The following is a 26634-nucleotide window of genomic DNA, read 5'->3' on the forward strand; positions in this document are numbered from 1 at the left end:
AGTGCGCAGCAGCAACTAACCGGAGGTCTCTCCCGCCGGTGCGAAACCGGCCGACGGTGCCGGGGACCTCGGCGAATGACTCGCCGGGTGCACCGTGCTGACGACACCGCCGCGAAGGAATACTCCCCTCACAGCGCGTTCAGTCTGCCGGTTACGGGCTGCGAACGCCAGCCGGGGTTGCCCTCATCACTGGACCGGCCGTGTCTCCTTCGTCACTCCGGGCGTCGAACGGCCGAACCGGCGACTGTCCGGGTTCGCACCTGGACGCCGGAATCAGCCGGTCACGGTGCCAAGCGGGTGAACTGTATTTGATCCGTGTGAGCCCGTGTCACCGTTCTCAGCAAAATCGTCATAACGTCGCGTCGTGCCCCGAATCCCGCTTCCCCGCACCCGCGGCTCCCGGCTCGCTGCCGTCGCCGCCGTGGTGCTGGTCGCCGCTGCCGCGGTGACTGTCTGGGCGACTCGCGACCGCGGTCCCGCGCCGGTCCGCACCCAGGACGCCTTCCTCTCGATGCCGGCCGCACCGGGTTCCCCCGACCAGGTGCGGATCGACACCACCACCTACTACCCCGAACACACGCCCGCGCCCGCCGTGCTGCTCGCGCACGGCTTCGGCGGCGACAAGTCCAGTGTGGACCCGCAGGCGCGCGAACTGGCGCAGCGCGGGTTCGTGGTGCTCGCCTGGTCCGCGCGCGGATTCGGGCACAGCACCGGCAAAATCGGGCTCAACGACCCCGACGGCGAGGTCGCCGACGCGCGCAGGCTGGTCGACCGGCTGGCGGCGAGCCACGACGTGGCGACCGGCTCCGACGGCGCGCCCGAGATCGGCGTGACCGGGGCGTCGTACGGCGGTTCGCTGTCGCTGCTGCTCGCCGGGACCGACCACCGGGTGCGCGCGCTCGCGCCGGTGATCACCTACAACGACCTCGGCCAGGCTCTCGTGCCGAACGCCGCGGCGACGAACGCTCCGTCGGCGAAGACCCCGGCGGCCGGCGCGTTCTCTCCGGACGGCGTCTTCAAGAAGAGCTGGGCGGGCATTTTCTTCTCCGCCGGTTCGGGCGCGGCCGCGGCGAGCACGCCGTCCGCCGAAGCGCCGGAAGCAGGACAGAAGACCAACGACAACGGCAGCACCGCGGGCAACAGCGGCGGCACCGCGCCGCAAGCCGCCGCGCCACCGGCTGGTGCCCGAGCCGAGCGTCCGTCCACGGATCCGTGCGGCCGGTTCACCGCGGCGGTGTGCAAGGCGTACGCGGAACTCGCGACCACCGGCAAGGCCAGCCCGGAGACGGTCGCGCTGCTGCACCGCGTCTCCCCCTCGTCGGTCACCGGCAAGATCACCGCGCCGACGCTGCTCGTCCAGGGCGAGAGCGACACGCTCTTCGGGCTCGACCAATCCGACGCCACCGCGCGGCAGATCACCGCGGCGGGCGGATCGGTGCGCACGATCTGGTACACCGGCGGGCACGACGGCGGCGTCCCCGGACCGCAGCTGCGCGCGAAGATCGGCGACTTCCTGTGGTCGTCGCTCACCGGTCAGGGCGACCCCGGCCACGGATTCAGCTACGACGTCCAAGGCACGTTGCGTGCCAACGGAACCCCGTCGGTGCGCACGGTCAACGCCGCCGCATACCCGGGCCTCAGCGGCGCGGGAACCGAGCGGAAGCAGGTGGCGCTCACCGGACCGGCGCAGCCGATCGTCCGGCCCGCAGGCGCGAACCCGGCCGCAGTGAGCGGAATTCCTGGGCTCAACGGACTCGCGGCGGGCACCTCCCGGCTGGCTCCGCTGTTCAGCAGCGACCCGCCGGGGCAGGCCGCGCAGTTCGGCACCGCGCCGTTCGACAGCCAGGTGCTGCTGTCGGGTTCGAGCACGGTCCGGCTGCAGGTCGCGACCGATCCGGCGCATCCGCAGCCGGAGGCGGTGCTGTTCGCGAAGCTGTACGACGTCGGCCAGGACGGCACCCGCGTGCTGCCCGCGAACGCGGTCGCGCCGTTCCGGGTCACCGGGCTGCCCGCGGACGGCACGCCGGTCGACGTCACGGTGACGCTGCCGGGCGTCGTGCGGCCGATCGACTCCGGGCATTCGCTGCGGCTCGTGGTGGGCACGACGGACCAGGCGTACTCGGTGCCGGCGCAGCCGGGCGTGTTCCGGGTCGGGCTCGCGCCGGGCGCGGCGCTCGCCGTCCCGGTGGTGCCCGGCGCTTCGGTCGGCGCTCCCCTGCCGGTCGGGCAGCTGATCGGCATCGGCGCGACGCTGCTGGTCGCGATCGCGTTCGTCGCGGTCGCGGCGATCCGCCGCCGCCGGGCGCACGACGTCGACCCGGAGCTCGCGGAGACGCCGCTGGTGATCAAGGGGCTGCGCAAGCAGTACGCGGGCGGGTTCACCGCGGTGGCGGACCTGTCGTTCCGCGTCGAACCGGGCCAGGTGCTCGGGCTGCTCGGGCCGAACGGCGCGGGCAAGACGACCACGCTGCGGATGCTGATGGGCCTGATCACGCCGACCGCGGGCGAGATCCGCGTGTTCGGCCACCGGATCGCGCCGGGCGCGCCGGTGCTGTCGCGGATCGGGTCGTTCGTCGAGGGCTCGGGATTCCTGCCGCATCTGTCCGGCAAGGCGAACCTGGAGCTGTACTGGGCGGCGACCGGGCGGCCTGCCGAGAAGGCGCATTTCACCGAGGCGCTGGAGATCGCCGGGCTCGGCGACGCGGTGCACCGGCGGGTGAAGACCTACAGCCAGGGCATGCGGCAGCGGCTCGCGATCGCGCAGGCGATGCTCGGGCTGCCGGAGCTGATGGTGCTCGACGAACCGACCAACGGGCTCGACCCGCCGCAGATCCACCAGATGCGCGAGGTCCTGCAGCGCTACGCCGCCACCGGGCGCACCGTCGTCGTCTCGAGCCATCTCCTGGCCGAGGTCGAGCAGACGTGTTCGCACGTGGTGGTCATGCACCGCGGGAGGCTCGTGGCCTCGGGCGAGGTCGGCGAGCTGGCGGCCTCGAGCGGCGAGGCCACGTTCCGGGTCGACGACTCGGCGGCGGCCGCGGCGACGCTCAAGAGCATCGGCGGGGTGTCGGACATCGAGACCGAGGGCGATCTGGTGCACGCGAACCTCGACGGGATGCCGCGCGCCGACGCGGTCGCGGCGCTCGTGCGCGCCGGGGTCGCGGTCGAGCAGGCCGGGCCGCGCCGCCGGCTCGAAGACGCGTTCCTGCAGCTGGTGGGAGAGGATTCATGAGCGAGGGCAACGGTTCCGGCGGGGTGCACACCGACCCGGCCGCGCTGCAGGAACTGAGCGACCTGGCCACCGCGGAACCGGCCGAGGTCGGCCCGGACGGCGCGGTCGCGGGCTACCGGGCCGACCGGACGCTGCGGCTCGGCGTGGAGCTGAAACGGCAGCTGCGCCGCAGGCGGACCCAGCTGGTGCTGGCGTTCGTCGCGGTGCTGCCGTTCATCCTCGTGGTGGCGTTCCAGATCGGGCAGGCGAATCCGAACCGCCGCACCGGCGGATTCGTGGACCTCGCGACGGCGAGCGCGCCGAACTTCGTGGTGCTCGCGTTCTTCGTGTCCGGCACGTTCCTGCTTCCGATGATCGTCGCGTTGTTCTTCGGCGACACGATCGCGAGCGAATCGTCGTGGTCGAGCCTGAAGTACCTGCTGGCGATCCCGGTGCCGCGGCAGCGGCTGCTGCGGCAGAAGGCCGCGGTGTCCGGGCTGCTGTCCATCGCCGCGCTGGTGCTGCTGCCGGTGGTTTCGCTGCTGGTCGGCATCATCTGGTACGGCGCGGGCGACGCGATCAGCCCCACCGGCGACGCGGTCGGCTTCGGCGACAGCCTGCTGGCGCTGCTGATGTCCACTGTGTACATCGTGGTGCAGCTGGCCTGGGTCGCCGGGCTCGCGCTGCTGCTGAGCGTGTCGACGGAGGCCCCGCTCGGCGCGGTCGGCGGGACGGTGCTGGTGGCGATCCTGTCCCAGATCCTCGACCAGATCACCGCTTTGGAGGGTCTGCGGAACTATCTGCCGACGCATTATTCGTTCGCCTGGATCGACCTGATCTCCACCGACATCGACTGGACGAACCTGGCCAGCGGAGTGCTGTCGTCGGTCATTTACACGACGGTGTTCCTGCTGCTGGCGGGCCGCCGGTTCGCGCGGAAGGACGTCACCAGCTAGGCGGATGTCCGGTACGGTTCGGCGCGTGACGATCCACCTGGAACTCGACGCCGGCGTCGCACTCGTGACCCTCGAACACGGGCGCGGCAACACCCTCGACACCGCCACCTGCAAAGAACTGGTGATCAGACTCGAAGAGGCCGAAGCTGCCGGGGCGCGCGCGGTCGTGCTCACCGGTGCGGGCGACATGTTCTCCGCCGGAGTGGACCTGCTCGCGATCGACGAGGGCGGCGCGCGCTACGTCGGCGATTTCCTGCCCGCGCTGTCGGACGCGTTCCTGGCCGTGTTCGGTTTCCCGCGCCCGGTGGTGGCGGCGGTGAACGGCCACGCGATCGCGGGCGGCATGGTCCTGGCGGCGGCGTGCGACCACCGGATCGCCGCGGACGGCCCCGGCCGCATCGGCGTGACGGAGCTGCTGGTGGGCGTGCCGTTCCCGTTGTCGGCGCTGGAAATCCTGCGCTGCACGTACGGCACGACCCCACTGCCGTCGCTGATCTACAGCGGCGCGACGGTCACCATGGCCGACGCGCTCCCCCGCGGCCTGGTCGACGAGATCGTGCCCGCCGACGAGATGCTCACCCGCGCCCGCGAACTGGCTTCCCGGCTCGGCGAACTGCCCGCGGAGTCCTTCGCGCACACGAAGCAGCAGCTGCGGCAGCCGTACCACCAGCGGATCGCGGAGAACCGCGTGTCCGACGACGCGCAGGTAGAGCGTTTGTGGCGGTCCGAACCGGCACTCGCGGCGGTGAAGGCGTACGTGGAGAAGGTGCTGAAGCACTGACCCTTGCGGCCGTGGTTCGCCGGTGGCGACCGCGGACAGGAGACTTTCTTGCCTCGGCTGTGCCCTCGAACCCATTGCTTCGGGCGCATGTTTCTGTGAAAGTCGATACGAGGGTCCGGGAACCGGGGGTGCCTCAGCTTGGAGCGCACCCCCGGCTGGGGGGCCCGCCCGGCTGATCGCCGTCAGTTCTCCGCTAGCTTGACCAGCTCCAGGTCGGTCTGCGGGAAATCGTCGCCGATGCAGAGCAGCGGTTCCCCGGCGATCATCGCGGCCGCGTAGGTGAGGCAGTCGCCGAAGTTCAGCGCGGCGGGATGCCTGCCCTTGCCATAGCGCAGGTACGCGGTCTGCGCGGTCCGCCAGTGCGCTTCGCCGAACGTGAGGATGTCGAACCGCCGCCGTTGCAGGAACGAAGCCAGCAGCGTGGCTCCCCGCTCGCCTTCCTTGTGCGCCAGCACGATCGAGGTCTCCGCCAGGGTCGGGGCCCCGATCCGGCATTCCTCCGCGCCGCCGATCGCCCGGGCGATCGGCACCGCCAGCGGTTCGGCGCCGATCGCCCGGGCGATCGGCACCGCCAGCGGTTCGCCCATGAGCACCGCCACGATCGCGGAACTGTCGATGATCACACGCCACCCGGCCCGTATCCGAGGATTTCCTCGCGCTCGGCCTTGCTGACCGGCGTGCCCCGGTTCTCCGGGGAAACCTGCGGCCAGATCTCCTCCTGCAGGAAGCGCACGAACTCGTCCGCGTTCCGCTCCGCGCGCCGCTGCGCGACCAGCCGGTCGCGCATGATCCGCAGCGACTCGCGGACCGCGCCGGTTTTGGTGGTGCCGGTCAGCTCGGCCACCTCCGCGGCCAGGCGCTCCGTTTCCGGATCCTTGATGTTCATCGCCATGGTGTAATGGTACCGGAAACGGTGTAATTACTTGATTCCGGCCGCGTCCATCCCCCGCAGTTCCTTCTTCAGGTCGGAGACCTCGTCGCGCAGCCGGGCGGCCAGTTCGAACTGCAGGTCGCGGGCGGCCTGCATCATCTGGTCGGTCATCTGCTGGATCAGGTCGGCCAGTTCGGCGCGCGGCATCGACCCCACGTTCTTGTCGGTGAGCATGCCCGAGCTGCGGACGCGGTCGCCCTGTTCCGGCTTCTTGCCGCGCGAGGCGTTGCGGCCCGAACCGCCTACCGCGACCGCCTCGTCGGAGTCTTCCGCTTCGGTGTAGACGCGGTCGAGGATGTCGGCGATCTTCTTGCGCAGCGGCTGCGGGTCGAGGCCGCGTTCCTCGTTGTAGGCGACCTGCTTGGCGCGGCGGCGGTCGGTCTCGTCGATCGCGTACTTCATCGAGTCGGTGATCTTGTCCGCGTACATGTGGACCTCGCCGGACACGTTCCGCGCCGCGCGGCCGATGGTCTGGATCAGCGAGGTTCCGCTGCGCAGGAAGCCTTCCTTGTCCGCGTCGAGGATCGCGACCAGCGACACCTCGGGCAGGTCGAGGCCCTCGCGCAGCAGGTTGATGCCGACCAGGACGTCGTAGTCGCCCGCGCGCAGCTGGCGCAGCAGCTCGACCCGGCGCAGCGTGTCGACCTCCGAGTGCAGGTACCGGACGCGGATGCCCAGCTCCAGCAGGTAGTCCGTGAGGTCCTCGGCCATCTTCTTGGTGAGCGTGGTGACCAGGACGCGCTCGTCCTTGTCCGCGCGCTCGCGGATCTCGTGCACCAGGTCGTCGATCTGCCCCTCGGTGGGCTTCACGACCACCTTCGGGTCGACCAGGCCGGTGGGCCGGATGACCTGCTCGACGAACTCGCCGCCGGTCTGGCCCATCTCGTACGGGCCCGGCGTCGCCGACAGGTACACCGTCTGCCCGATCCGGTCGGAGAACTCCTCCCAGGTGAGCGGCCGGTTGTCGACCGCGCTGGGCAGCCGGAACCCGTAGTCGACGAGGTTGCGCTTGCGGCTCATGTCGCCCTCGTACATGCCGCCGATCTGCGGCACCGTCTGGTGCGATTCGTCGATGACCAGCAGGAAGTCTTCCGGGAAGTAGTCGATCAGCGTGGCGGGCGCGGAACCCGCGCCGCGGCCGTCGATGTGCCGCGAGTAGTTCTCGATGCCGGAGCAGAAGCCGACCTGGCGCATCATCTCGATGTCGTAGGCGGTGCGCATGCGCAGCCGCTGGGCCTCCAGCAGCTTGCCCTGCTTCTCCAGCTCGGCCAGCCGCTCCTCCAGTTCGGCCTCGATGCCGCGGATCGCCTTCTCCATCCGCTCCGGCCCGGCGACGTAGTGCGTGGCCGGGAAGATCCGGACCTCGTCGACCTCGCGCACGATGTCGCCGGTGAGCGGGTGCAGGTAGTACAGCTTGTCGATCTCGTCGCCGAAGAACTCGACGCGGATCGCCAGCTCCTCGTACGCCGGGATGATCTCCACCGTGTCGCCGCGGACGCGGAACGTGCCGCGCGCGAAGGCGATGTCGTTGCGCGAGTACTGCACGTCGACCAGCGCGCGCAGCAGCACGTCGCGCTCCACCGTGCCGCCGACCTCCAGCTTCGTGGACCGGTCGAGGTACGACTGCGGCGTGCCGAGGCCGTAGATGCAGGACACCGACGCGACCACGATGACGTCGCGGCGCGAGAGCAGGTTCATCGTGGCGGAGTGGCGCAGCCGCTCGACGTCGTCGTTGATCGACGAGTCCTTCTCGATGTAGGTGTCCGTCTGCGCGATGTACGCCTCGGGCTGGTAGTAGTCGTAGTAGCTGACGAAGTATTCGACCGCGTTGTGCGGGAACAGCTCGCGCAGCTCGTTGGCCAGCTGCGCGGCCAGCGTCTTGTTCGGCGCCATCACCAGGGTGGGCCGCTGGACGCGTTCGATCAGCCACGCGGTGGTGGCCGATTTGCCGGTGCCGGTGGCGCCCAGCAGCACGACGTCTTTCTCGCCCGCCTTGATCCGGCGTTCGAGATCGTCGATGGCCGCGGGCTGGTCGCCCGCGGGCTGGTACTCGCTGACGACCTCGAACCGGCCGCCGGCGCGGGGCACCTCGGAGACGGGGCGGAAGTCGGACTGGGCGAGGACGGGGTGTTCGGTTGCGAAAGCCACGGGAACCAGGGTAGGCCGGGGCACCGACAATTTCCGCGACGGCCCCGCTGAGCTGGGGATCTGCCGTCTTCGCGGGCTCCCCGGACGGCGGTGCGGGGAGCCCGCGGACGGCTCAGCAGCTGCAGCAGTCGCACCCGCCGCAGCAATCGCAGTCGCATCCGCCGCAATCGCAGCAGTCGCAGCCGCCGCTGTTCGGTTCGCCGCTCCACGGGCCCGGGTACGGGTCGCGGCAGCAGAACTGGCAGGAGCAGCACATGTACGTCGCGATGGCGCAGCCCGCGAAGAAGTTCCGGCGTTTCGGCGGGACGGCGAACTTCGGCACCCAGCAGCCGCCGCCCTTGCCGTCCAGCGAATCCCCGCCCTCCGGCGGCTCGGGACCGTCCGGACCACCGGGACCACCCGGGCCACCCGGCCCGCCAGGACCGGGAGGACCGCCGGATCCGGGCATGCCCGCAGGTCCGTACCCCGGCACCGGAGCCCCGTAGCCCGGCGGCGGCCCGTACGCGGGCATCCCCGGCTGCCCAGGCCCAGGCACCCCAGGCCCCGGTCCGTAAGGCGACTGCTGCGGCGTCGGCCCCGGCCCGATCCACCCGGGCGGCGGCTGCTGGCCGTGCAGGTGGTGATGCCCGAACGCCCGCCGCACCGCCTGCCGCAGCTCGTGCACCAGCAACGCGTGCACCAACGCCGAATCGGTGAACTCGGCCTCGCGCAACGCCAGCTCGACCCCGAGCACCGCGTCCGAGCACAGCCGGTGGGCCTCGTCCAGCGCGGTTCCCGTGGCCAGCAACGGATTCCAGGACCCGGACGCGGCATCCGCGGCCAGGTCCTCCACCGCGTCGAGCAGGTGGGCCACCCGGCCGAACAGCCGTCCGGCCTCGGCGAGAGGTGCGCGGTTGCGCGGGCGTCCGGCGATCACCGCGGTCTGCGCGAACGCCGCGGACGAAGCCAGCTCAGCCGGTTCGGTCGCCAGCAACGGCGAGTCCCCGGCGCGCATCGCGCGTTCCAGCTCGCCCTGGCGGCCGACCGCTTCGGTCAGGACCGCTGTGTCGAAGCCGATGCCCGCACCGGTCCGGCCGCCCTGCGCGGCCCAGCGTCGGGCGACGAGCCGTGCCGCACCGGCGACCGGGCGCCGGGCGAAAGCGCCGTCCCGGTCGGCGACGTGGTCGTCCACCTTCGCCGAGGCCAGGACCAGCGACACCGCCGCGGCGAGCCGGGCTCCGTCGCCGACCGCGACCGACGCCGGGCGCATCGACCGCAGCGGGCACGGTCCCGCGGCCCGCCGGGGTCCGCTCGGCGTCTGCGCCTCGACCAGCGCCGACACGATCAGCGCGTCGTAGTTCGTCACGACGCGGGCGAACTGCCCGTGCTGGTCGCGCAGCGCGAGGCAGAGGCCGCACAGGTGTGCCATCCAGTCCGCGTGCAGCCGGCCGGCCAGCCGGTGCCGGCAGGGTCTGATGATCCCGAACAAGTGCGCGTCCCCCCAGGAGAACCGAATGACCCGCGAACTTTAGCCCGCCGGCCGGGCTTCCGGCGGAAGTTTCCGGCGATTCTCGCGAAGGGCGCGGGCAAGGCAGGATGGGCGGATGACCGATCTGCACCCGCCCAAGGTCGAGAGGTTCGACCCGGCCGCCCGCGTGAACATCGACAACAAGGGCATCCGCCGCGACGTGGACGAGTTCCGCGAGGAGCCGTTCGGCCTGTACCTGGCGCGCCCGGCGCCGGGGCGGGCGCAGTTCCACTACCTCGAGTCCTGGCTGCTGCCGGGACTCGGGCTGCGGATCACCGACTTCTGGTTCAGCCCCGGCCACGAACGCGACCAGGACTTCTACCTCGACGTCGTGCGCGTGCACCGCGACGGCCCGCGCTGGGTCGCGACCGACCTCTACCTCGACCTCGTGCTCAAGGACAAGATCTCGGTCCGGGTGATCGACACCGACGAACTGCTCGCCGCCGTCGCCGGGAACCTGCTCTCGCAGCAAGACGGCGAGTATGCCCTCGAAGTCGCCTACGCCACCGTCGAGGGCCTCGCCGCGCACGGATACGACCTCGCCGCTTGGCTGTCCACAAAGGACATGACGCTCGGCTGGCGCAGGCATCCCTAACCGGGAACGGGGGATTCCCCTCCCCCGCCCGGCGGTCAGCCGGATTACCCGGGGCGGCTCGCCCGGCCACCATCAGCGGCATGGAACGAACCGCACACCAGGTGACGCTCGACCTCGTCCGCTCGCTGTATCGCGAACACACCGAAGCGTTGCGCGCCGCGAAGGACGCTCAGCGGGCGCACCGCAAGGCGCATCCGGCGATGAAGACGCAACTGGACGACGTCGAAGCGGAGATCACCTACCTGCTCCTGCGGCACCTGCGCCCGGAGAAAGTCGTGGAGATCGGTTCGCTGCACGGGTGGTCGACGAGCTGGATCCTCCGCGCGCTGGCGGACAACGGCACCGGCAAGCTGACCACGATCGACCTCATCGGCAACGCCACCAAGACCGTCCCGCACGCGCTGGCGAAGGGCCGCTGGGAGTTCCGCCAGGGCGACGCGCGCACCCTCGCCGGCACGGTGCTGTCCGATGTGGACTATCTCTTCATCGACGCTGACCACGGCGCGCGCTTCGCGAGGTGGTACCTCTCCGACGTCTTCCCGAAAATCGACGCCGCGGTGAGCGTGCACGACGTGTTCCACCGCGCCACCCCGCTGCCGTTCACCGAAGGCACCGAAGTGGTGCGCTGGCTGGAAAAATCGCAGACCCCGTACTTCACCGCGGCACGCGCCCGCGCGAAACACGCGTACGCTTGCCTCAACGAACTCAGGCGCGAACTCGGCGTCGACAGCGCCGTGCACACCGGGCGCGACAACCCGATGATCTACTTCCGCATCCACCGATCGGTGGATGCGCGGCGGACAGCCGGTGGACCGGAAGTCGCGCCGTTCCGCTGATCCGATCGGCGGCTCCGGCCGGGATTCTCGAAGGCAGCAACCGCTGCGATTCGAGAGGGGACTCCCAGGCAATGCCGGTCATCGAGGTGCGGAACCTCCATAAACGCTATCGCCAGAAGACCGCCGTGGAAGACGTTTCGTTCACCGTCGAGCAGGGCGAGATCTTCGGGATCCTCGGCCCGAACGGCGCGGGCAAGACCACCACGGTGGAATGCGTCGAGGGCCTGCGCTCCCCCGACGGCGGCACCGTTTCGGTGCTCGGGCTCGATCCGCGGCGCGACGTCCGCGAACTGCGCCAGCGCCTCGGCGTCCAATTGCAGGAAAGCCGGCTGCCCGACCGGTTGCGCGTCCGCGAGGTGCTCGACCTGTTCGCCGCGATGTACCGCACGCCGGCCGATCCGGCGCGGCTGATGGGCATGCTCGGGCTCACCGAACAGCGGAACACCTTCTACCGCAAGCTTTCCGGCGGCCAGCAGCAGCGCGTGTCGATCGCGCTCGCGCTGATCGGCAGCCCCGAGGTGGTGGTGCTCGACGAACTGACCACCGGTCTCGACCCGCAGGCCCGCCGCGACACCTGGGACCTCGTCGAAGCCGTCCGCGCGGAAGGCGTGACGGTCGTGCTCGTCACGCACTTCATGGAGGAGGCGGAACGGCTGTGCGACCGGATCGCGGTGATCGACGCCGGGCGCGTCGTCGCGACCGACACCCCGGCGGGGCTGGTCGGCCGGGTCGGCGGGGAGCAGCGCATCCGGTTCCGCCCGTCCGCGCCGGTGGACCCGCAGGCGCTGACCGGGCTGCCGAGCGTGCGGAAGGTCGAGCGGAACGGCGCGCACCTCGTGGTGACCGGAGGCGACGGCGCACTGCAGGCGGTGACGTCGTTCCTCGCCCGCACCGGCGTCGTCGCGGGGGATCTGCGGGTGGAGCAGGCCAGCCTCGACGACGCGTTCGTCGCGCTGACCGGCCGGAAACTGGACTGAGGGGGACCTGGAAATGCTCTCGAAGCTGACCGTCGCCGAGGCGAAGATCTTCCTCCGCGACCCGGGCGCGCCCGCCGCGGTGCTCGGGATCCCGCTGGCGCTGCTGCTGGTGTTCGGGCTGATGCCGGGGTCGCGCGAGCCGAGCGCCCAGTACGGCGGCGAGTCGCCGCTGGCCACGGTGATCGCGCCGATGGCGGTGGCGCTCCTGCTCGGCATGCTCGCGGTGTACATGCTGCCGGCCGCGATGGCCTCGCACCGGGAGAAGGGGGTGCTGAAGCGGCTGGCCGCCAGCCCGATGCCGCCGTCGCGGCTGCTCGCCGCGCAACTGCTGGTGAACCTCGCCAGCGCCGTGGTCGCGATCGTGCTCGTCGTGGGGGTGGGCACGATCGCGCTCGGCATGGCCCTGCCGAAGAATCCGGGCGGCTTCCTCGCGGTCACCCTGCTCGGCGCGGTGTCGCTGTTCTCGATGGGCACGCTGCTCGCCGCGTTCGTCCCGAGCGCCCGCGCGGCGAACGGGATCGGCGCGGCGGTGTTCTTCCCGATGCTCGCGCTCGGCGGCGTCTGGGTGCCGAAGGAGCAACTGTCCCCGGTGCTGCAGCACATCGCTGACGTCCTGCCGCTCGGGGCGACGCTCGGCAGCCTGCGCGACACCGCCGCCGGACACGCACCGCACTTGCTGCCGATGGTGGCCCTCGCGGTGTTCGCCGTCGTGTGCTCGACGCTCGCCGCCCGATTCTTCCGCTGGGAGTGAGCGCGATGACCACGACACAGGAAGAAGCCACGACAGCCCGCTCGGTCGCGCCGTTCGCCCGGACGCCGGTGTTCGGCATCGCCGCGCTGATGGCGGTGCCGATGGCGCTCACCGCGAACAACTACGGCTACTTCGGCGACGAGCTGTACTTCCTCGCCGCCGGACGGCATCTGGCCTGGGGTTACGTGGACCAGCCGCCGCTGCTGCCGCTGCTCGCCCGCGCGATGGACGCGATCGCGCCGGATTCGCTGTTCGTCCTGCGGCTCCCGGCGATGCTGGCGATGCTCGCCGGCGTCGTGTTCGCCGCGCTCGTCGCCCGCGAACTCGGCGGGCGCGCCCGCGCGCAGGCGATCACCGCCGCGACCTTCGCCGCCTGCACCCAGTTCGTCGCCAGCGGCCACTACCTGGCGACCTCGACGCTCGACCCGTTCCTCTGGACCGTCCTGCTCTGGCTGCTCGTCCGCTGGATCCGGACCCGGCGCGACGGCCTGCTGCTGTGGGCCGGGATCGTCACCGCGTTCGCGTTGTACGTGAAGTTCCTGATCGGCGGCTTCTGGATCGTCGCCGGGATCGCGCTGCTGATCTGCGGCCCGCGCGACCTGCTGCGCCGCCCGCTGCTGTGGGCCGGGGCCGCGATCGCCGCGCTGGCGCTGGTGCCGACGCTCGTGTGGCAGGCCCAGCACGGCTGGCCGCAGCTGGGCATGGGCGCGGCGATCTCGCACGAGGTCGGCCAGTCCTGGGGCGGGCGGCTCACCTGGATCCCGCAGGTGCTGCTGCTCGCCGGCGTCCCGATCGGGCTCGTGCTGCTCGGCTACGGCCTGTGGCGGCTGCTGCGTTCGCCGCGGTTCCGTTCCTACCGCTTCCTCGCCTGGACGACGCTCGCGCTGGCCGTGGTGTTCATCGCGGTGAACGGCCGTTCGTACTACATCGCGGGCATGTTCGTGCCGTGCTGGGCGGTCGCGGCGGTGGAGCTCGAGAACGGGCAGGCGGCGCGGTGGTGGCGCTGGATCCCGACGTGGCCGGTCTTCGTGCTTTCCGCGCTGCTGATGCTGCCCGCCGCGCTGCCGGTGTGGCCGCACTCCTGGGTCGAGAAGAACCCGTCGCTGCCGACGCCCGCCTTCTCCTTCGGTGAGGTCGGCTGGCCGGAAGCGGCGCAGTCGGTCGCCAAGGCGTTCCGCGGCGTGCCCGACCCGGCACACACCGCGATCGTCGGCGAGACCTACTGGACGGCGAGCGCGCTCGACCGCTACGGCCCCGACCTGGGCCTGCCCGCGCCGACCAGCCCGAACCGCGGGTACGCGACGCTGGCCGTCCCGCCCGATTCGGCGCGCGACGTCCTGTTCGTCGGGGCCGATCCCCGGCCGTTGCTCGGGCGCTTCGCCCACCTCGAGCCGGTCGGCACGGTCACGACCGGGAACGCGAAGCCGAGTGTGCTCGACGGCACCCCGATGTGGCTGGCCACGGCGCGGCTGCGGCCGTGGGCGGAAATCTGGCCCGAGCTGGCGAACACCGGGACTTGACCGGCGGCACCCGCAGTGGGACGGCGGACGGCCTCGCCCGTAGGGTGCGGGCGAGGCCAGCCCCCGATTCGCCGACAGGGAGCAGGATGGATGCCGTGACCACGGCCACCGCACCGAGCACGCCCGGCCGCGCGCTCGCCGGGTTCGCCCGGCGGCCGGTCTTCCTGCTCGCCGCGGGGACCGCCGCCGTACTCCTCGCCACCGCCGGCCGCTACGGCTACTTCGGCGACGAGCTGTACTTCCTCGCCGCGGGCAAGCACCTCGCGTGGGGCTACGCGGACCAGCCGCCCGTGCTGCCGTTCCTCGCCTGGCTGGCGAACTCGGTCGCGCCGGGCTCGCTCGTCGTGTTCCGGATCCCGGCGATCCTGGCGACCGCCGCGGGCGTGGTGTTCACCGCGCTCATCGCCCGCGAAATGGGCGGCGAACGCAAGGCGCAGACCCGCGCCGCCGCGGCGTACGCGATCTGCGGGCAGTTCGTCGGCAGCGGCCACTACCTCGCGACGTCCACTGTGGACCCGCTGCTGTGGACGATCGTGCTGTGGCTGCTGGTGCGCTGGATCCGCACCCGCGACGACAACCTGCTGCTGTGGCTCGGCGTCGCGACGGCGGTCGGGCTCAACGTGAAGTTCCTGATCGGCGGGTTCTGGGCGGTCACCGCGATCACCGCGCTCGTCTTCGGGCCGCGGGACCTGTTGCGCCGCCCCAAACTGTGGGCAGGCGCGGCGATCGCCGCGGTCGCGTGCGTGCCGACCTTGCTGTGGCAAGCCGCGAACGGCTGGCCGCAGCTGGGCATGGGCGACGCGGTGTCGCGCGAGGTCGAGGAAGCGGGCGGCCGGGCGATGTTCGTGCCCGCGCTGCTCGCCGGAGCCGGTCTGGTCATCGGCGCGCTGGGCGTGCTGTACGGGCTGGCTGTGCTGATCGGCAGCGCCCGGCTGCGCGCGTACCGGTTCCTCGGCTGGACCGCGCTCGGCGTCTTCGCGATCTTCCTGATCGGCAACGGCCGGTTCTATTACGCCGCGGGCACTTTCGGCATCCTGTGGGCAGCCGCCGCGGTGCACCTGCAGGACCGGCGGCCCGCGTTGTGGTGGCGCTGGGTTCCGACGTGGCCGCTGTTCGTCCTCTCCGCGCTCTACAGCCTGCCCTACGCGCTCCCGGTGTGGCCCGAGCAGTGGCTGGTCGAGCATCCGACCGCGCCGCGCCCGGCGTACGCGATGGAGGAATACGGCTGGCCGGACCTGGCCGCGTCCGTCGCCAAGCAGTACCGCGCGCTGCCGTCGGAGGAACGGACCCGCACCGCGCTCGTCACCGGCGGGTACTGGCAAGCCGGCGCGCTCGGCCGCTACGGGCCGGAGCAGGGCTTGCCCGAGGCGTACAGCGCGAGCCGCGGCTTCTGGTACTTCGGCCGCCCGAACGACAACGCCGACACCGTGCTGTTCGTCGGCCGCGAACCGGCGAAGCTGGCCGCGCACTTCCGGTCCGCGCGCGTCGTCGGCGAGGTCGACAACCGGCTCGGCGTCCCGAATTCCAGCCGGCACATGCCGATCTGGCTGCTCGAGGGCCGGATCGGCTCCTGGGCCGGGATCTGGCCGCAGCTGAAGGACCTCAAGGCGTGAGGCTCGAAGACCTCCGGGGGGTCAAACTCGACTGGCGGGGCTCGCTGACGCCTCCGGCGGTGGGGTGGAAAGAAAGGACGCCGGTGCGGTGGCACCGGTGGTTCAGCCAGGCCGAGACCGTGCTCGCGTGGCTCCTGCTGGCGGTCTCCGTCCTGCTCACCGTGCTGGGCAGCGGCCGGACGAGCGACTACCGGACGACCACCCTGCTGATCGCCGCCGGCGCCGCGGTCTGGCTGCTGTTGACGACCGTCGTGCTCAGCCCGAAGCTCCGCGATCACCCGGTGACCGCCGCGGCGGCGTTCGCCGGGGTCGTCACGTTCGGCGCGATCCTCGAAGCGCGCGAAACGTACTTCGTCATCTTCATGATCTACGCGTTCTTCGCCGCCATGCGGATGAAGCCGATGGTGCTGGCCGTGCTCGGCATCGGCGTCACGTCGCTGCTGATCAACACCATGACGCTCGGCGGGCCGATCCACGCCCTGTCGGTCTCGCCGGGGATCTGGATCGCGCTGGTGACTGTGCAGACCGCGGCGATCAGCGGCGGCGGCGCGGTCTTCGCCGCCGTGGGCAGGCAGAACGCCGAACGCAAGCGGATGCTCGACCAGCTGGCTGCGGCCGAGGCGGAGAACCGCGGGCTGCAGCGGCAACTGCTCACGCAGGCGCGCGAAGCGGGCGTGCTCGACGAGCGGCAGCGGCTGAGCCAGGAAATCCACGACACGCTCGCGCAGGGATTCACCGGGATCATCACCCAGCTCGAAGCCGCCGCCCAGGCCCGCGGCGACACGGCCGAATGGGAACGCCACCTCGTCGCGGCCACCCAGCTCGCGCGGGAAAACCTCACTGCGGCCCGGCGTTCGGTCGCCGCGCTGCGCCCGGAACCGCTCGAAACCGCGACGCTGCCCGAAGCGCTGGGCGAGGTCGCGCGGCTGTGGAGCGAACGTACCGGCGTGCCCGCGGAATTCTCGACCACCGGGACCGCCGTCCCGCTGCATCCGGAGCTGGAAGCCAGCCTGCTGCGGATCACCCAGGAAGCACTGTCCAATGTGGCCAAACACGCGCGGGCCAGCCGAGCCGGGATCACCCTGTCGTACATGGGCGACGAGGTGACTCTCGACGCGCGCGACGACGGCGTCGGCTTCGATCCCGCGCACCCGCCCGCGCCGCCGTCGGCGGAAGGCGGGCACGGCCTGCCCGGCATGCGGCGGCGCGCCGAACGCCTCGCCGGCACCCTGCACGTCGAGTCCGAACCGGGCGGCGGCACCGCGATCTCGGCGCGCCTGCCCGCGATCCCGGCTGCGACACTGGATCCGACCGAGGGGGCCCCATGACCATCACCCTGCTCATCGCCGACGACCACCCGATCGTCCGGGACGGGCTGCGCGGCATCTTCACCGGCGAGCGCGGCTTCGAGGTGCTGGGCGAGGCCGCGCACGGAGCCGAGGCGGTCACGCTCGCCGAGGCCCTTCGCCCGGACGTCGTGCTGATGGACCTGCGGATGCCCGGAACCGACGGCGTCGCCGCGATCACCGAACTCGCCCGCCTCGGCAACCCGGCGCGCGTGCTCGTGCTGACCACGTACGACACGGATTCCGACGTGCTGCCCGCGATCGAAGCGGGCGCGACCGGCTACCTGCTGAAGGATTCGCCGCGCGAGGAACTGTTCCGCGCCGTCCGCGCCGCCGCCCGCGGCGAGGCAGTCCTCTCCCCCGCGGTCGCGAGCCGGATCATGGGCCAGATGCGCGCACCGGCCCAGGAACCGTTGTCGCAGCGGGAAATCGAGGTGCTGAACCTCGTCGCGCGCGGGTCGACGAACAAGGAAGCGGCGAAGAAGCTGTTCATCAGCGAGGCAACCGTGAAGACGCACCTGCTGCACGCGTACGCGAAGCTCGGCGTGAAGGACCGGGCGGCCGCGGTGGCGGTGGCTTTCGAGCGCGGGTTGATCGGGTCTTAGCCCCAGGTTCGCCGTCGCGGTACTCGCCAAGACGATGCGGAGCGCACTGCTGAGAAGCCCCGATGCGGCATTGGGTGCATGCAGCTCACTGAACGCCACATTGGGTGCATCTGACGCACCCAATGCCACATTGGGGTGCTTTCAGCTCCACAGTTCGCTGCTGCGGGACGCCACCTGGGCCACCGCCGCAGCCACGAACTCCTTGCCCGGCAACGGATCCAGCTTCCGGCCGTCCCGGAGCCGAGGCGCGATCAGCCCCTCGTCAGCCTCCCGCGGGCCGAGCACCGCCTGGTACGGCACCAGCCGCCGGTCACGGATCCGCGCGCCCAGGCTCCCCCGGTCCGCCGGAACGACCTCGGCGCGCAACCCGGCGTCCATCGCCTCCTCCGCGACCGCTTTGGCCGCCGCAAGTTCCGCGTCGCCAACCGGAAGCACCGCCACCTGCACCGGTGCCAGCCACGGCGGGAACGCACCGCCGTGTTCCTCGATCAGTTGTGCCAGCACGCGTTCCAGGCTGCCGAGCACCGCGCGGTGCACCAGTACCGGCCGGTGCGCGCGGCCGTCCGGGCCGACGTATTCGAGCCCGAACTGCTCCGGCTGGTGCAGGTCGACCTGCACGGTGGACAGGGTCGATTCGCGGCCGGAGCTGTCGGCGATCTGGATGTCGATCTTCGGGCCGTAGAACGCGGCTTCGCCGGGACCGCGTTCGTACTCGATGCCGTCGAGCGCGTCGATAAGCACCTCGGCTGCCTGCTCCCACGCGTCGGCTGCACCGGCGTACTTGCCGCGGTTGTCCGGCAAGGAAAGGCGGTAGCGCGCGGGTTTCAAGCCAAGGTCCCGGTACACGCGGCGGATCAGCGCGAGCGCACCCCGCACCTCCGCGCCGACCTGCTCGGGAAGGCAGAAAATGTGCGCGTCGTTCAACTGGATCGCCCGCACCCGGCTGAGCCCGCCGAGGACGCCGGACAGTTCGGCGCGGTACATCCCGCCGAGTTCGGCCAGCCGCAGCGGCAGTTCGCGGTGGCTGCGGGCGCGGGAACGGTAGATCAGCGCGTGGTGCGGGCACAGGCTCGGCCGCAGCACGACCTGCTCGCCGCCGAGGTCCATGGGCGGGAACATGTCGTCGCGGTAATGCGCCCAGTGGCCGGAAAGCTCGTACAGCTCGCGTTTCCCCAGCACCGGCGACGCCACGTGCCGGTAGCCGGCCCGGCGTTCGATCTCGCGGACGTACTCCTCCAGCACGTGCCGCACGGCGGCGCCGTCGGGCAGCAGATACGGCAGTCCCGCCCCGATCAGCGGGTCGCTGCCGAACAGGCCGAGTTCGCGGCCGAGTTTGCGGTGGTCGGGCATGGCGGTCTCCTCACGGAAGGCGAGGCGAGCGCACGACGAAGCCCGGGGCGCTCGCCCCGGGCTCGAATGGCAGTGTTCAGCGCGCCGGGACGGGATCCGGCGTCGTCGTGGACTGGGCGCGCTTCATGCCGCGAACGGTAACCCGCACCCGGCGGATCCGCATCCGGTTTTCCGGCTCAGGGCTTCCAGCCGCTTTGCCCGGCCCACTTCTCCGCGCGCACGAACGCCTCGTTGACCCAGCCCTGCTTCTCTTCCGCGTACTGCTCGACCGTGCCGTCCGCGGAGTGCTTGCGCGCCAGTTCTTCCTTCACCTGGGCGTAGCTGTCGCGCTCGTCCGGGTGCGCGCGGATCCAGTCGCGGAACAGCAGCGCGAGCCGCCACGCCGGGGTTTCGGTGGACCGGACGTGCAGGTTGACCGGCCGCTTCGGGTCGGCGCTCTGGTGGAACCGCTTGAGCCACTTCCCGTCGCCGCCCTGCGGGTCGTCCCACCATTCGCCTTCGCGGCGCGGGAAACCGGCGTCGGCGAGCGCCTCGGCGAGCGCGTCCGCATCGTCCAAAGAGGACACTGTGAGCTGCAGGTCGAGGACGTCCTTGGCGGGCAGGCCCGGCACCGCGGTGGACCCGATGTGGTCCGCGCGCACCAGCCGCGAACCCGCGATCTGCCGCAGCCGCGCCAGCCGGCGTTCGGCCTGCAGCGGCCAGCTCGAGTCGTACGGCGAGATCACCGGCGAGGCGGGCGGACGCGGTTTGCGCAGCCGGAGGTTCGCCTCGAACGGCACCAGGCGGTCCGCCCACAACGCGTCCACTTCGGCGAGCACGACGTCCGGCGTTCCGCCGTTGTCGAGCCAGACGTCCGCGACGGCACGCCGCTGTTCCTCCGCGGCCTGCGCCCGGATCCGCGCCCGCGCGTCGGTCTCGGGCATGCCGCGCACCTCGACCAGCCGGCGCACGCGCACCTCCACCGGCGCGTCGACCACCAGCACCAGGTGATACGCGGGCGCGAGGTCGTTCTCCACGAGCAGCGGCACGTCGTGCACCACCACCGCGTCGTCCGCCGCCGCGGCCATCAGCTCGCCGGTGCGCTGCCCGACCAGCGGATGCACGATCGAGTTCAGCCGCCTGCGCGATTCGTCGTCCGCGAACGCGCGCGCGGCGAGCGCGGGACGGTCCAGCGAACCGTCCTCGGCGAGGATTTCCCCGCCGAACGCCTCGGCCAGCGCGGCCAGCCCGGGCGTGCCCGGCTCGACGACCTCGCGCGCGATGCGGTCGGAGTCGATGACGACGGCCCCGTGTTCGGCCAGCCGGTTCGCCACCGTCGACTTCCCAGCACCGATCCCGCCCGTCAGGCCCACTCGCAGCATGGCCACACCCTACTGTGCCGATTGTCGGCCATCCGACCACCGCCACGGCCGAACGACTTCGCCGCACCGAGGGGTCGCTCCGCTCGTGGCCGGACGAGCAACGCGCCCCGCCGTCACCCGCTCAGGCGACACCGGACCCCCTGCACGTGCAATCGCACACGTACCCGCACACCCTCCGCGCAAACGCAAGCACTTTTTCGGGCGTAGCCGAACTGATGTGGGTGACACGCCGCGTGCTTGCGCTGTTTTCGCGGGTCGAGTGCGTACCGTGCGCGGCGGAAGGGTCGCCCACACGGAGGAACAATGGCGGAGAAGCACGTCGGGAAGCACCGGCTCGGCACCCCGGGTCTGGTGCACTGCGTCTCCTATCGCCAGGTCTCGGACGCACTAGCGGAGTACCGGCGCACGTGGTTCAGCGCGCTGCTCGTGCCCGCGAAGCACAGCCTGGCCGGCCTCCGCCGCCGCGCCCGCGAAGCCGCGCTCGAACGTGCTTGGGTCCCCTCGGTTTCGCTGGAACGCGCCTGACCCGCCGCTCTCACGACAGGGTCCGCGAGGTACCGACGAAGGACGTCAACCTCGGCGCAATACGGCGAGTACGTGAGGGGAACCCTGAGGGACTCTGATTCCCTCAGGGTGGCCCTCACGGACGAACCTCGCTCACGCCACCCGCGTCAGCCTTGCGGACACGCTTCAGCTGCGCCCGCAAGGCTCTGCTTGAGTCCTCGGCGTTGGTGCTGAAGTCCGTGGTCAGACCGCGTGGGTTTCGATCGCGATCTCGTGGCTCAGCGTGCGGTGCACCGGGCATTTGTCCGCGATCTCCAGCAGCCGCGCGCGCTGGGCGTCGTCGAGGTCGCCTTCCAGGGAGATTTCCCGGGTGATCCGGCTGATCAGCCCGACCTCGGTCTCGCAGCGTTCGCAGTCGCGGGCGTGCACGCGGTCGTGCCGGAGCCGGACGGTCGTGCGGGTCAGCGGGATCCCCTTGCGGTCGGCGTACATCCGCAGCGTCATCGAGGTGCAGGTGCCGAGCGCGGACAGCAGCAGGTCGTACGGCGTGGGACCGGCGTCCGCACCGCCCGCGCTCTCCGGTTCGTCGGCGAGGAATTCGTGGCCCGCGGTCGTGACGCGCTGTGCATAGCGGCCGCTCCCGGCATCGGTGACGACGACAATGCCGGGTTCCGGCTGGGTCATGGGGAGGGATTCCTTCTGCTCGGCACCGCCCGCCCGGTCCGGGCGGTCGCTTGTGGACGGTCCGGGAACGACGTTCCCAAGAAGCCGTGAATATCGTATCTTCTGCTTGCGAGAAGCGGACGCGCTTCCCGCGGAGCACGGGCAAAAGGGGGTGGGAGATGGCCACCCGGCATCTCTCGACACGGCCGGCGGAGCAGCACAACCGCGGCCGGTTCCTCGACGCGGCTTTGACCGTCCTCAGCGAACGAGGCGTCGCCGGATTGACCGTGCGCGCGGTGGCGGAACAAGCCGGGGCGTCCACGATCACGGTGTACACGCGCTTCGGCGGCCGCACCGGCCTGCTGGACGCCTTGTACGAACGGGCTTTCGACCTGCTGGGCGAGGAACTGCGCACCGTTCCGCAGGACGACGGGATCGCCGAACTGGTCGAGGTCGCCCTCGCCTACCGCCGATTCGCCCTGGAGAGCCCGGCCCGCTACGGCCTGATGTTCGAGCGCTCGGTGCACGACTACGACCCCGACCCGGCGCTGCGGTCGGGAGTGCTGCGCACGAGTTTCGCCGAGTTCGTCGCGAAAATCGACCGGGTCTGCCCGCCGGACGTCGTCGCGCAGGAATGCGGCTACCTGCTCTGGACCTCGATGCACGGACTGGTGAGCGTCGAGCTGACGATCCGCTCGCAAAGCCCGCTCGACGACTGGTTCCTCAGCTCGGACGAATCCGCGCACGAAACCATCTACCGCCGGGGAGTCCACGCGACGATCGACGGGCTCGGGCTGCGCAACTGACCCGCGCCCGGTGCGTCGAGCCGCGGAGAACGGCTCGGCCGTCCGCGACCCGGTGTTCGAGCCTTCGGTGCACGAGTACGCCCCCGACCCACGCTGCGGTCGAAGTGTGCTGCACAGAAGTTTCGCCGCGAGAACCGACCGGTTCTGCCCGCGCGACTGGCTCTCAGGCCCGGCGAATCCGCACACGAACCACCTACCGCCCCGGCGCCCACGCGACGCTCGACGGGCTCGGGCTGCGCAACTGACCCGCGCCCGGTGCGTCGAGCCTCGGAGAACAGCCCGGGCAGACGCCCGCGACCCGGTGTTCGAGCCTTCGGCGCACGACAACGCCTCCGGGCCCGCGCTGCGGTCGGGATGTGCCGCGCACGAGGTTTCGCCGATTTCGCCGCGAGGCCCAACGTCGTCCCGCACCACTGCGGCCAGCCCCCAAGACCCGGAAAAACAATTCGGCCCCGGTCCACCAGGACCGGGGCCGAACTTGTCAGAGACTCAGCGAGTCAGTCGCTCACGCGCCGCCCGACAGCTTCTCGCGCAGGGCCGCGAGCTGCTCGTCGCTGGCGAGCGTGCCGCCGCTCTTCGCCTCGACCGGGGCGGACGAGGTGTAGCTCTGGTCGCCGCCCTCGATGCCGGTGGCGGCGTCGGCAGCGGCTTCGGCGTCGGCCTCGGCGGCCTTCTTGACCTGGGCCATGTGCGCCTCGTAGCGCGTGTGGGCCTCGGCGTACTGCCGCTCCCACTCCTCGCGCTGCTTGTCGAAGCCTTCCTGCCACTCCTGCGTGTCCGGGTCGAAGCCTTCGGGGTAGATGTAGTTGCCCTCGGCGTCGTACTCGGCGGCCATGCCGTACTGGGTGGGGTCGAACTCGGTCTCCGGCGTGACGCCCTCGTTCGCCTGCTTCAGCGACAGCGAGATGCGGCGGCGCTCGAGGTCGATGTCGATGACCTTGACCATGACGTCGCCGTTGACCTGGACGACCTGCTCCGGGATCTCCACGTGGCGCTCGGCCAGCTCGGAGATGTGCACCAGGCCCTCGATGCCCTCTTCGACGCGCACGAACGCACCGAACGGAACCAGCTTGGTGACCTTGCCCGGCACGATCTGGCCGATCGCGTGGGTGCGGGCGAACTGGCGCCACGGGTCTTCCTGGGTCGCCTTCAGCGACAGCGAGACGCGCTCGCGGTCCATGTCGACGTCCAGGACCTCGACCGTGACCTCCTGGCCGACCTCGACGACCTCGGACGGGTGGTCGATGTGCTTCCAGGACAGCTCGGAGACGTGCACCAGGCCGTCGACGCCGCCCAGGTCCACGAAGGCGCCGAAGTTGACGATGGAGGACACGACGCCCTTGCGGACCTGGCCCTTGGCGAGCGCGTTGAGGAACTCGCTGCGCACCTCGGACTGGGTCTGCTCGAGGTAGGCGCGGCGGGACAGGACCACGTTGTTGCGGTTCTTGTCCAGCTCGATGATCTTCGCCTCGAGCTCGCGGCCCACGTAGGGCTGCAGGTCGCGCACCCGGCGCATCTCGACCAGCGACGCGGGCAGGAAGCCGCGCAGGCCGATGTCCAGGATGAGGCCGCCCTTGACGACCTCGATGACGGTGCCCTTGACGGGCTCGTCCTTCTCCTTGAGCTCCTCGATCGTGCCCCAGGCGCGCTCGTACTGCGCGCGCTTCTTGGACAGGATCAGACGGCCTTCCTTGTCCTCCTTCTGGAGAACGAGGGCTTCGACCTCATCGCCGACGGCGACAACCTCGGCCGGGTCGACATCGTGCTTGATGGACAGCTCGCGCGAGGGGATGACGCCCTCGGTCTTGTACCCGATGTCGAGCAGGACCTCGTCGCGGTCGACCTTGACGATGGTGCCCTCGACGATGTCCCCATCGTTGAAGTACTTGATCGTCTTGTCGATAGCCGCGAGGAAGTCTTCCTCCGACCCGATGTCGTTGATGGCGACCTGCGGGGCCCCGGTCGGGGCGGTCGGGGCGGTGGCGGTGTCGGTGGTCATTAGGCGGGTTGCTCCGGTGGATGGGTGTCGTAGGTGGATGTGAAGTTGGCTACCGGCAGTGCACGCGGCGGGCTCGCAACCGGCATGCGACGACCCTGCTCAAACGTCCGGCGACCAAACGTTCCACCAGTGAACGACCGCGGCATGACCCGCTGACGATGCGCGGCCCCGGTGGGTAGTCACCCAGGCAGCGCGAACCCCACTGCGCTAACACGTATCGTACGCGGGCCTGTCCGGGGGACACAATCAGGGTCGCCCTCGGCTCCCGGTACCTTCCTCGCAACGTTTCCGCCGGTCCGGGCATTCCCCGCGCCCAGCCGGCCGCACCCGGGAGAGGAGACCGGCATGCCCGAGCCCGCCGCGGCCCCGGCGGACCGCCACGCGAGCGCCGAGGAACGGCTCGGCACGGTCGGCGTCGCCCATCGCGAAGTCGCCGGGAACGAGGCGGAAGCGGCGAATCTGGCCTGGTGGGACGCGGATGCCGACGACTACCAGGCTACCCACGGCGGATTCCTCGGCGACGCCGATTTCGTCTGGTGCCCGGAGGGCGTGCGCGAGGAAGACGCGCGGCTGCTCGGCGACGTGCGCGGCAAGCGGGTGCTCGAAGTCGGCTGCGGACAGGCCGCGTGCTCGCGCTGGCTCGCCGCCGCCGGGGCCGAGCCGGTCGCCACCGATCTGTCCGGCGGCATGCTCCGGCACGCCCGCGAAGGGAACGCCCGCACCGGCGCGGCGGTCCCCCTCGTGCAGGCGAACGCCGAGCGGCTTCCGTTCGCCGCGGCGAGTTTCGACATCGCGTGCTCCGCGTTCGGCGCGCTCCCCTTCGTGCCGTCGCTGGAGACCGTGTTCGGCGAGGTGCGCCGGGTGCTGCGCCCCGGCGCGCCGTGGGTGTTCTCGGTGACCCACCCGATGCGGTGGATCTTCCCGGACGATCCCGGGCCGCAGGGGCTCACCGCGACCCAGCCGTACTTCGACCGCACGCCGTACGTCGAGGTCGACGACGACGGCACCGCGACGTACGTCGAATACCACCGCACGCTCGGCGACTACGTGCGCGCGCTCGCCGCGTCGGGCTTCGCGCTCGAGGACCTCGTCGAACCGGAATGGCCGGCGGGCCACACGCGCACCTGGGGCCAGTGGAGCCCGCTGCGCGGCAGGCTTTTCCCCGGCACCGCGATCTTCCGCACGCGCCGCGACTGACCGGCTACGCTGCGGCGGTGAGCTCCGCAGGCCGATTCGCCGAACTCGACCCGCTCCTGCCGCCGCCCGTCCCGCTCGCGGGCGGCGAGCGGCTGCGCGCGGTGACGGCGTCCGGCACGCGGGTTTCCGCGATGCTCCAGCGCTACCGGCACGGTCCGGGCGACGCTCCCCTGCTCTGGTCGGCGGCCGAGGTGTGGCAGCTGTTCCCGGATCCGGAAACCGCGGGCACCGAAGCGTTCGACGCGCTGCTCGGCGCGCTTCGGTCCCAAGTGGACACTGAAGCGCCGGGCGCCGATTCGGCGTGCGTGGTCAACTGGCCGAGCCGCGACGCCGAGGCCATCCGGGCTTTTCTCGACCACGGGCTCGTTCCGCTGGCCGCACTGGCGGTTCGCCCCGCCGTCGCGCCGGAAGAAACCGCCGCGGACGCGTCGATCCGCCTCGCCGGACCCGACGACTACCCGGCGGCGCTGGCGCTGTGCACGGCGACCTTCGACTACACCGGCCTTGTCGCGCACCGGAAACGCGAGCAGACCGCGGAACTGCTCGGCCCAGCGCTGCGCCGCGCGCTCGGCGAGAAAGCGACCTGGCTCGCCGAGGCCGACGGCGAAGTGGCGGCGCTCGCGCAATGCGACTGGGTGGAATCCGCGCCCGGGAACGAGGCCGCCGAGCTGCTGCCGACCGGGCGCTGGGGGTACGTGAACAACGTCGTCACCGCCCCGGGCAGCCGCGGCCGCGGGATCGGCCGCGCGCTGATGGCCCGCGCGCACCGCGAGCTGCTGAACCAGGGCGCGACCGGCACCTACCTCTATTACAACCCGACCAATCCCCTGTCGTCGGTGTTCTGGCACCGGCAGGGCTACCGGCCGCTGTGGACGTCCTGGGAGGCACACCCAGCGTGGGCCTTGCGCTGAGGCCGCCGCTCTTTGGTGTGACGTCCGGCGAGCCGCCTTGCCGACCTCGCCAGGTCAGGTCTAACT

23 protein-coding genes are annotated in these 26634 nt (G+C 71.3%); 15 read left to right on the forward strand and 8 right to left on the reverse strand.

Annotated features, from left to right (window positions below; translation table 11 throughout):
- Nucleotides 1-364: 364 nt before the first annotated feature.
- Genes WA670_RS41230 through WA670_RS41240 form a run of 3 tightly spaced genes read left to right on the forward strand, consistent with a single transcriptional unit; the run spans nt 365 to nt 4948 of the window.
- Nucleotides 365-3232, forward strand: a complete 2868-nt coding sequence (locus tag WA670_RS41230) for an alpha/beta fold hydrolase (protein WP_336161545.1) — start codon at nt 365-367, stop codon at nt 3230-3232.
- A complete protein-coding gene (locus WA670_RS41235) occupies nt 3229-4167 on the forward strand; it encodes an ABC transporter permease (RefSeq protein ID WP_037818120.1) in 939 nt (312 codons plus the stop codon). Before WA670_RS41230 ends, WA670_RS41235 begins: the two co-directional genes overlap by 4 nt.
- Nucleotides 4168-4192: 25 nt before the next feature.
- Nucleotides 4193-4948, forward strand: a complete 756-nt coding sequence (locus tag WA670_RS41240; protein WP_442893166.1) for an enoyl-CoA hydratase/isomerase family protein — start codon at nt 4193-4195, stop codon at nt 4946-4948.
- A 182-nt stretch (nt 4949-5130) separates the two neighbouring features.
- Here WA670_RS41240 and WA670_RS41245 read toward each other — a convergent pair whose 3' ends face one another.
- The 4 genes from WA670_RS41245 to WA670_RS41260 form a co-directional block, all read right to left on the reverse strand.
- On the reverse strand, nt 5131-5571 hold the full coding sequence (locus WA670_RS41245) for a type II toxin-antitoxin system VapC family toxin (RefSeq protein ID WP_336161550.1): 441 nt from the start codon (nt 5569-5571) through the stop codon (nt 5131-5133).
- Nucleotides 5568-5840, reverse strand: coding sequence for a type II toxin-antitoxin system VapB family antitoxin (locus WA670_RS41250; protein ID WP_336161552.1), 273 nt, complete (start codon nt 5838-5840; stop codon nt 5568-5570). Before WA670_RS41250 ends, WA670_RS41245 begins: the two co-directional genes overlap by 4 nt.
- Before the next feature lie 27 nt (nt 5841-5867).
- Nucleotides 5868-8027, reverse strand: coding sequence for an excinuclease ABC subunit UvrB (uvrB, locus tag WA670_RS41255; protein WP_037818116.1), 2160 nt, complete (start codon nt 8025-8027; stop codon nt 5868-5870).
- 112 nt (nt 8028-8139) lie between these two features.
- Nucleotides 8140-9495, reverse strand: a complete 1356-nt coding sequence (locus WA670_RS41260) for a DUF5685 family protein (protein ID WP_336161555.1) — start codon at nt 9493-9495, stop codon at nt 8140-8142.
- 115 nt (nt 9496-9610) lie between these two features.
- Here WA670_RS41260 and WA670_RS41265 point away from each other — a divergent pair, with 115 nt between their 5' ends.
- From WA670_RS41265 to WA670_RS41300, 8 genes are all read left to right on the forward strand, one after another.
- On the forward strand, nt 9611-10129 hold the full coding sequence (locus WA670_RS41265) for a DUF402 domain-containing protein (RefSeq protein ID WP_336161556.1): 519 nt from the start codon (nt 9611-9613) through the stop codon (nt 10127-10129).
- Between the two features lie 80 nt (nt 10130-10209).
- Nucleotides 10210-10965 carry a class I SAM-dependent methyltransferase gene (locus WA670_RS41270; RefSeq protein ID WP_336161558.1) on the forward strand — a complete coding sequence of 252 codons (756 nt, stop codon included), beginning with the start codon at nt 10210-10212 and terminating at the stop codon, nt 10963-10965.
- Between the two features lie 71 nt (nt 10966-11036).
- The gene (locus tag WA670_RS41275; RefSeq protein ID WP_336161560.1) at nt 11037-11942 is read left to right on the forward strand and encodes an ABC transporter ATP-binding protein; all 906 of its coding nucleotides are present in this window, start codon (nt 11037-11039) and stop codon (nt 11940-11942) included.
- A gap of 13 nt (nt 11943-11955) precedes the next feature.
- Entirely contained in the window at nt 11956-12693 is a 738-nt protein-coding gene (locus WA670_RS41280; RefSeq protein ID WP_336161562.1) for an ABC transporter permease, read from the forward strand.
- Between the two features lie 5 nt (nt 12694-12698).
- On the forward strand, nt 12699-14213 hold the full coding sequence (locus tag WA670_RS41285; RefSeq protein ID WP_336161564.1) for an ArnT family glycosyltransferase: 1515 nt from the start codon (nt 12699-12701) through the stop codon (nt 14211-14213).
- 95 nt (nt 14214-14308) lie between these two features.
- Complete coding sequence (locus WA670_RS41290; protein ID WP_374204370.1) at nt 14309-15826, forward strand: ArnT family glycosyltransferase; 1518 nt, start codon at nt 14309-14311, stop codon at nt 15824-15826.
- Nucleotides 15827-15909: 83 nt separating this feature from the next.
- On the forward strand, nt 15910-17154 hold the full coding sequence (locus WA670_RS41295; protein WP_238605634.1) for a sensor histidine kinase: 1245 nt from the start codon (nt 15910-15912) through the stop codon (nt 17152-17154).
- A complete protein-coding gene (locus tag WA670_RS41300; RefSeq protein ID WP_037818105.1) occupies nt 17151-17777 on the forward strand; it encodes a response regulator in 627 nt (208 codons plus the stop codon). The genes WA670_RS41295 and WA670_RS41300 overlap by 4 nt, the downstream gene beginning before the upstream one ends.
- Before the next feature lie 141 nt (nt 17778-17918).
- Here the strand turns inward: WA670_RS41300 and thrS are convergent, their stop codons facing one another.
- Both thrS and coaE read right to left on the reverse strand, forming a co-directional pair.
- Nucleotides 17919-19127 carry a threonine--tRNA ligase gene (thrS, locus tag WA670_RS41305; RefSeq protein WP_442893167.1) on the reverse strand — a complete coding sequence of 403 codons (1209 nt, stop codon included), beginning with the start codon at nt 19125-19127 and terminating at the stop codon, nt 17919-17921.
- Between the two features lie 176 nt (nt 19128-19303).
- Complete coding sequence (gene coaE, locus WA670_RS41310) at nt 19304-20488, reverse strand: dephospho-CoA kinase (RefSeq protein WP_336161566.1); 1185 nt, start codon at nt 20486-20488, stop codon at nt 19304-19306.
- Between the two features lie 303 nt (nt 20489-20791).
- On the opposite strand from coaE, the gene WA670_RS41315 reads away from it, so the two are divergent.
- Complete coding sequence (locus tag WA670_RS41315; RefSeq protein ID WP_037818102.1) at nt 20792-21013, forward strand: hypothetical protein; 222 nt, start codon at nt 20792-20794, stop codon at nt 21011-21013.
- Between the two features lie 222 nt (nt 21014-21235).
- Here the strand turns inward: WA670_RS41315 and WA670_RS41320 are convergent, their stop codons facing one another.
- Entirely contained in the window at nt 21236-21676 is a 441-nt protein-coding gene (locus tag WA670_RS41320; RefSeq protein ID WP_336161568.1) for an OsmC family protein, read from the reverse strand.
- Between the two features lie 158 nt (nt 21677-21834).
- On the opposite strand from WA670_RS41320, the gene WA670_RS41325 reads away from it, so the two are divergent.
- On the forward strand, nt 21835-22461 hold the full coding sequence (locus WA670_RS41325) for a TetR/AcrR family transcriptional regulator (protein ID WP_037818099.1): 627 nt from the start codon (nt 21835-21837) through the stop codon (nt 22459-22461).
- 505 nt (nt 22462-22966) lie between these two features.
- Here WA670_RS41325 and rpsA read toward each other — a convergent pair.
- On the reverse strand, nt 22967-24460 hold the full coding sequence (rpsA, locus tag WA670_RS41330) for a 30S ribosomal protein S1 (protein ID WP_037818097.1): 1494 nt from the start codon (nt 24458-24460) through the stop codon (nt 22967-22969).
- Between the two features lie 345 nt (nt 24461-24805).
- Here rpsA and WA670_RS41335 point away from each other — a divergent pair, with 345 nt between their 5' ends.
- On the forward strand, nt 24806-25657 hold the full coding sequence (locus tag WA670_RS41335) for a class I SAM-dependent methyltransferase (protein WP_336161571.1): 852 nt from the start codon (nt 24806-24808) through the stop codon (nt 25655-25657).
- Nucleotides 25594-26568 carry a GNAT family N-acetyltransferase gene (locus WA670_RS41340; RefSeq protein ID WP_442893168.1) on the forward strand — a complete coding sequence of 325 codons (975 nt, stop codon included), beginning with the start codon at nt 25594-25596 and terminating at the stop codon, nt 26566-26568. The genes WA670_RS41335 and WA670_RS41340 overlap by 64 nt, the downstream gene beginning before the upstream one ends.
- The last annotated feature ends 66 nt before the right edge of the window (nt 26569-26634 follow it).

It is taken from the genome of Amycolatopsis sp. VC5-11 (assembly GCF_037034185.1).
Taxonomy (GTDB): domain Bacteria; phylum Actinomycetota; class Actinomycetes; order Mycobacteriales; family Pseudonocardiaceae; genus Amycolatopsis; species Amycolatopsis nivea.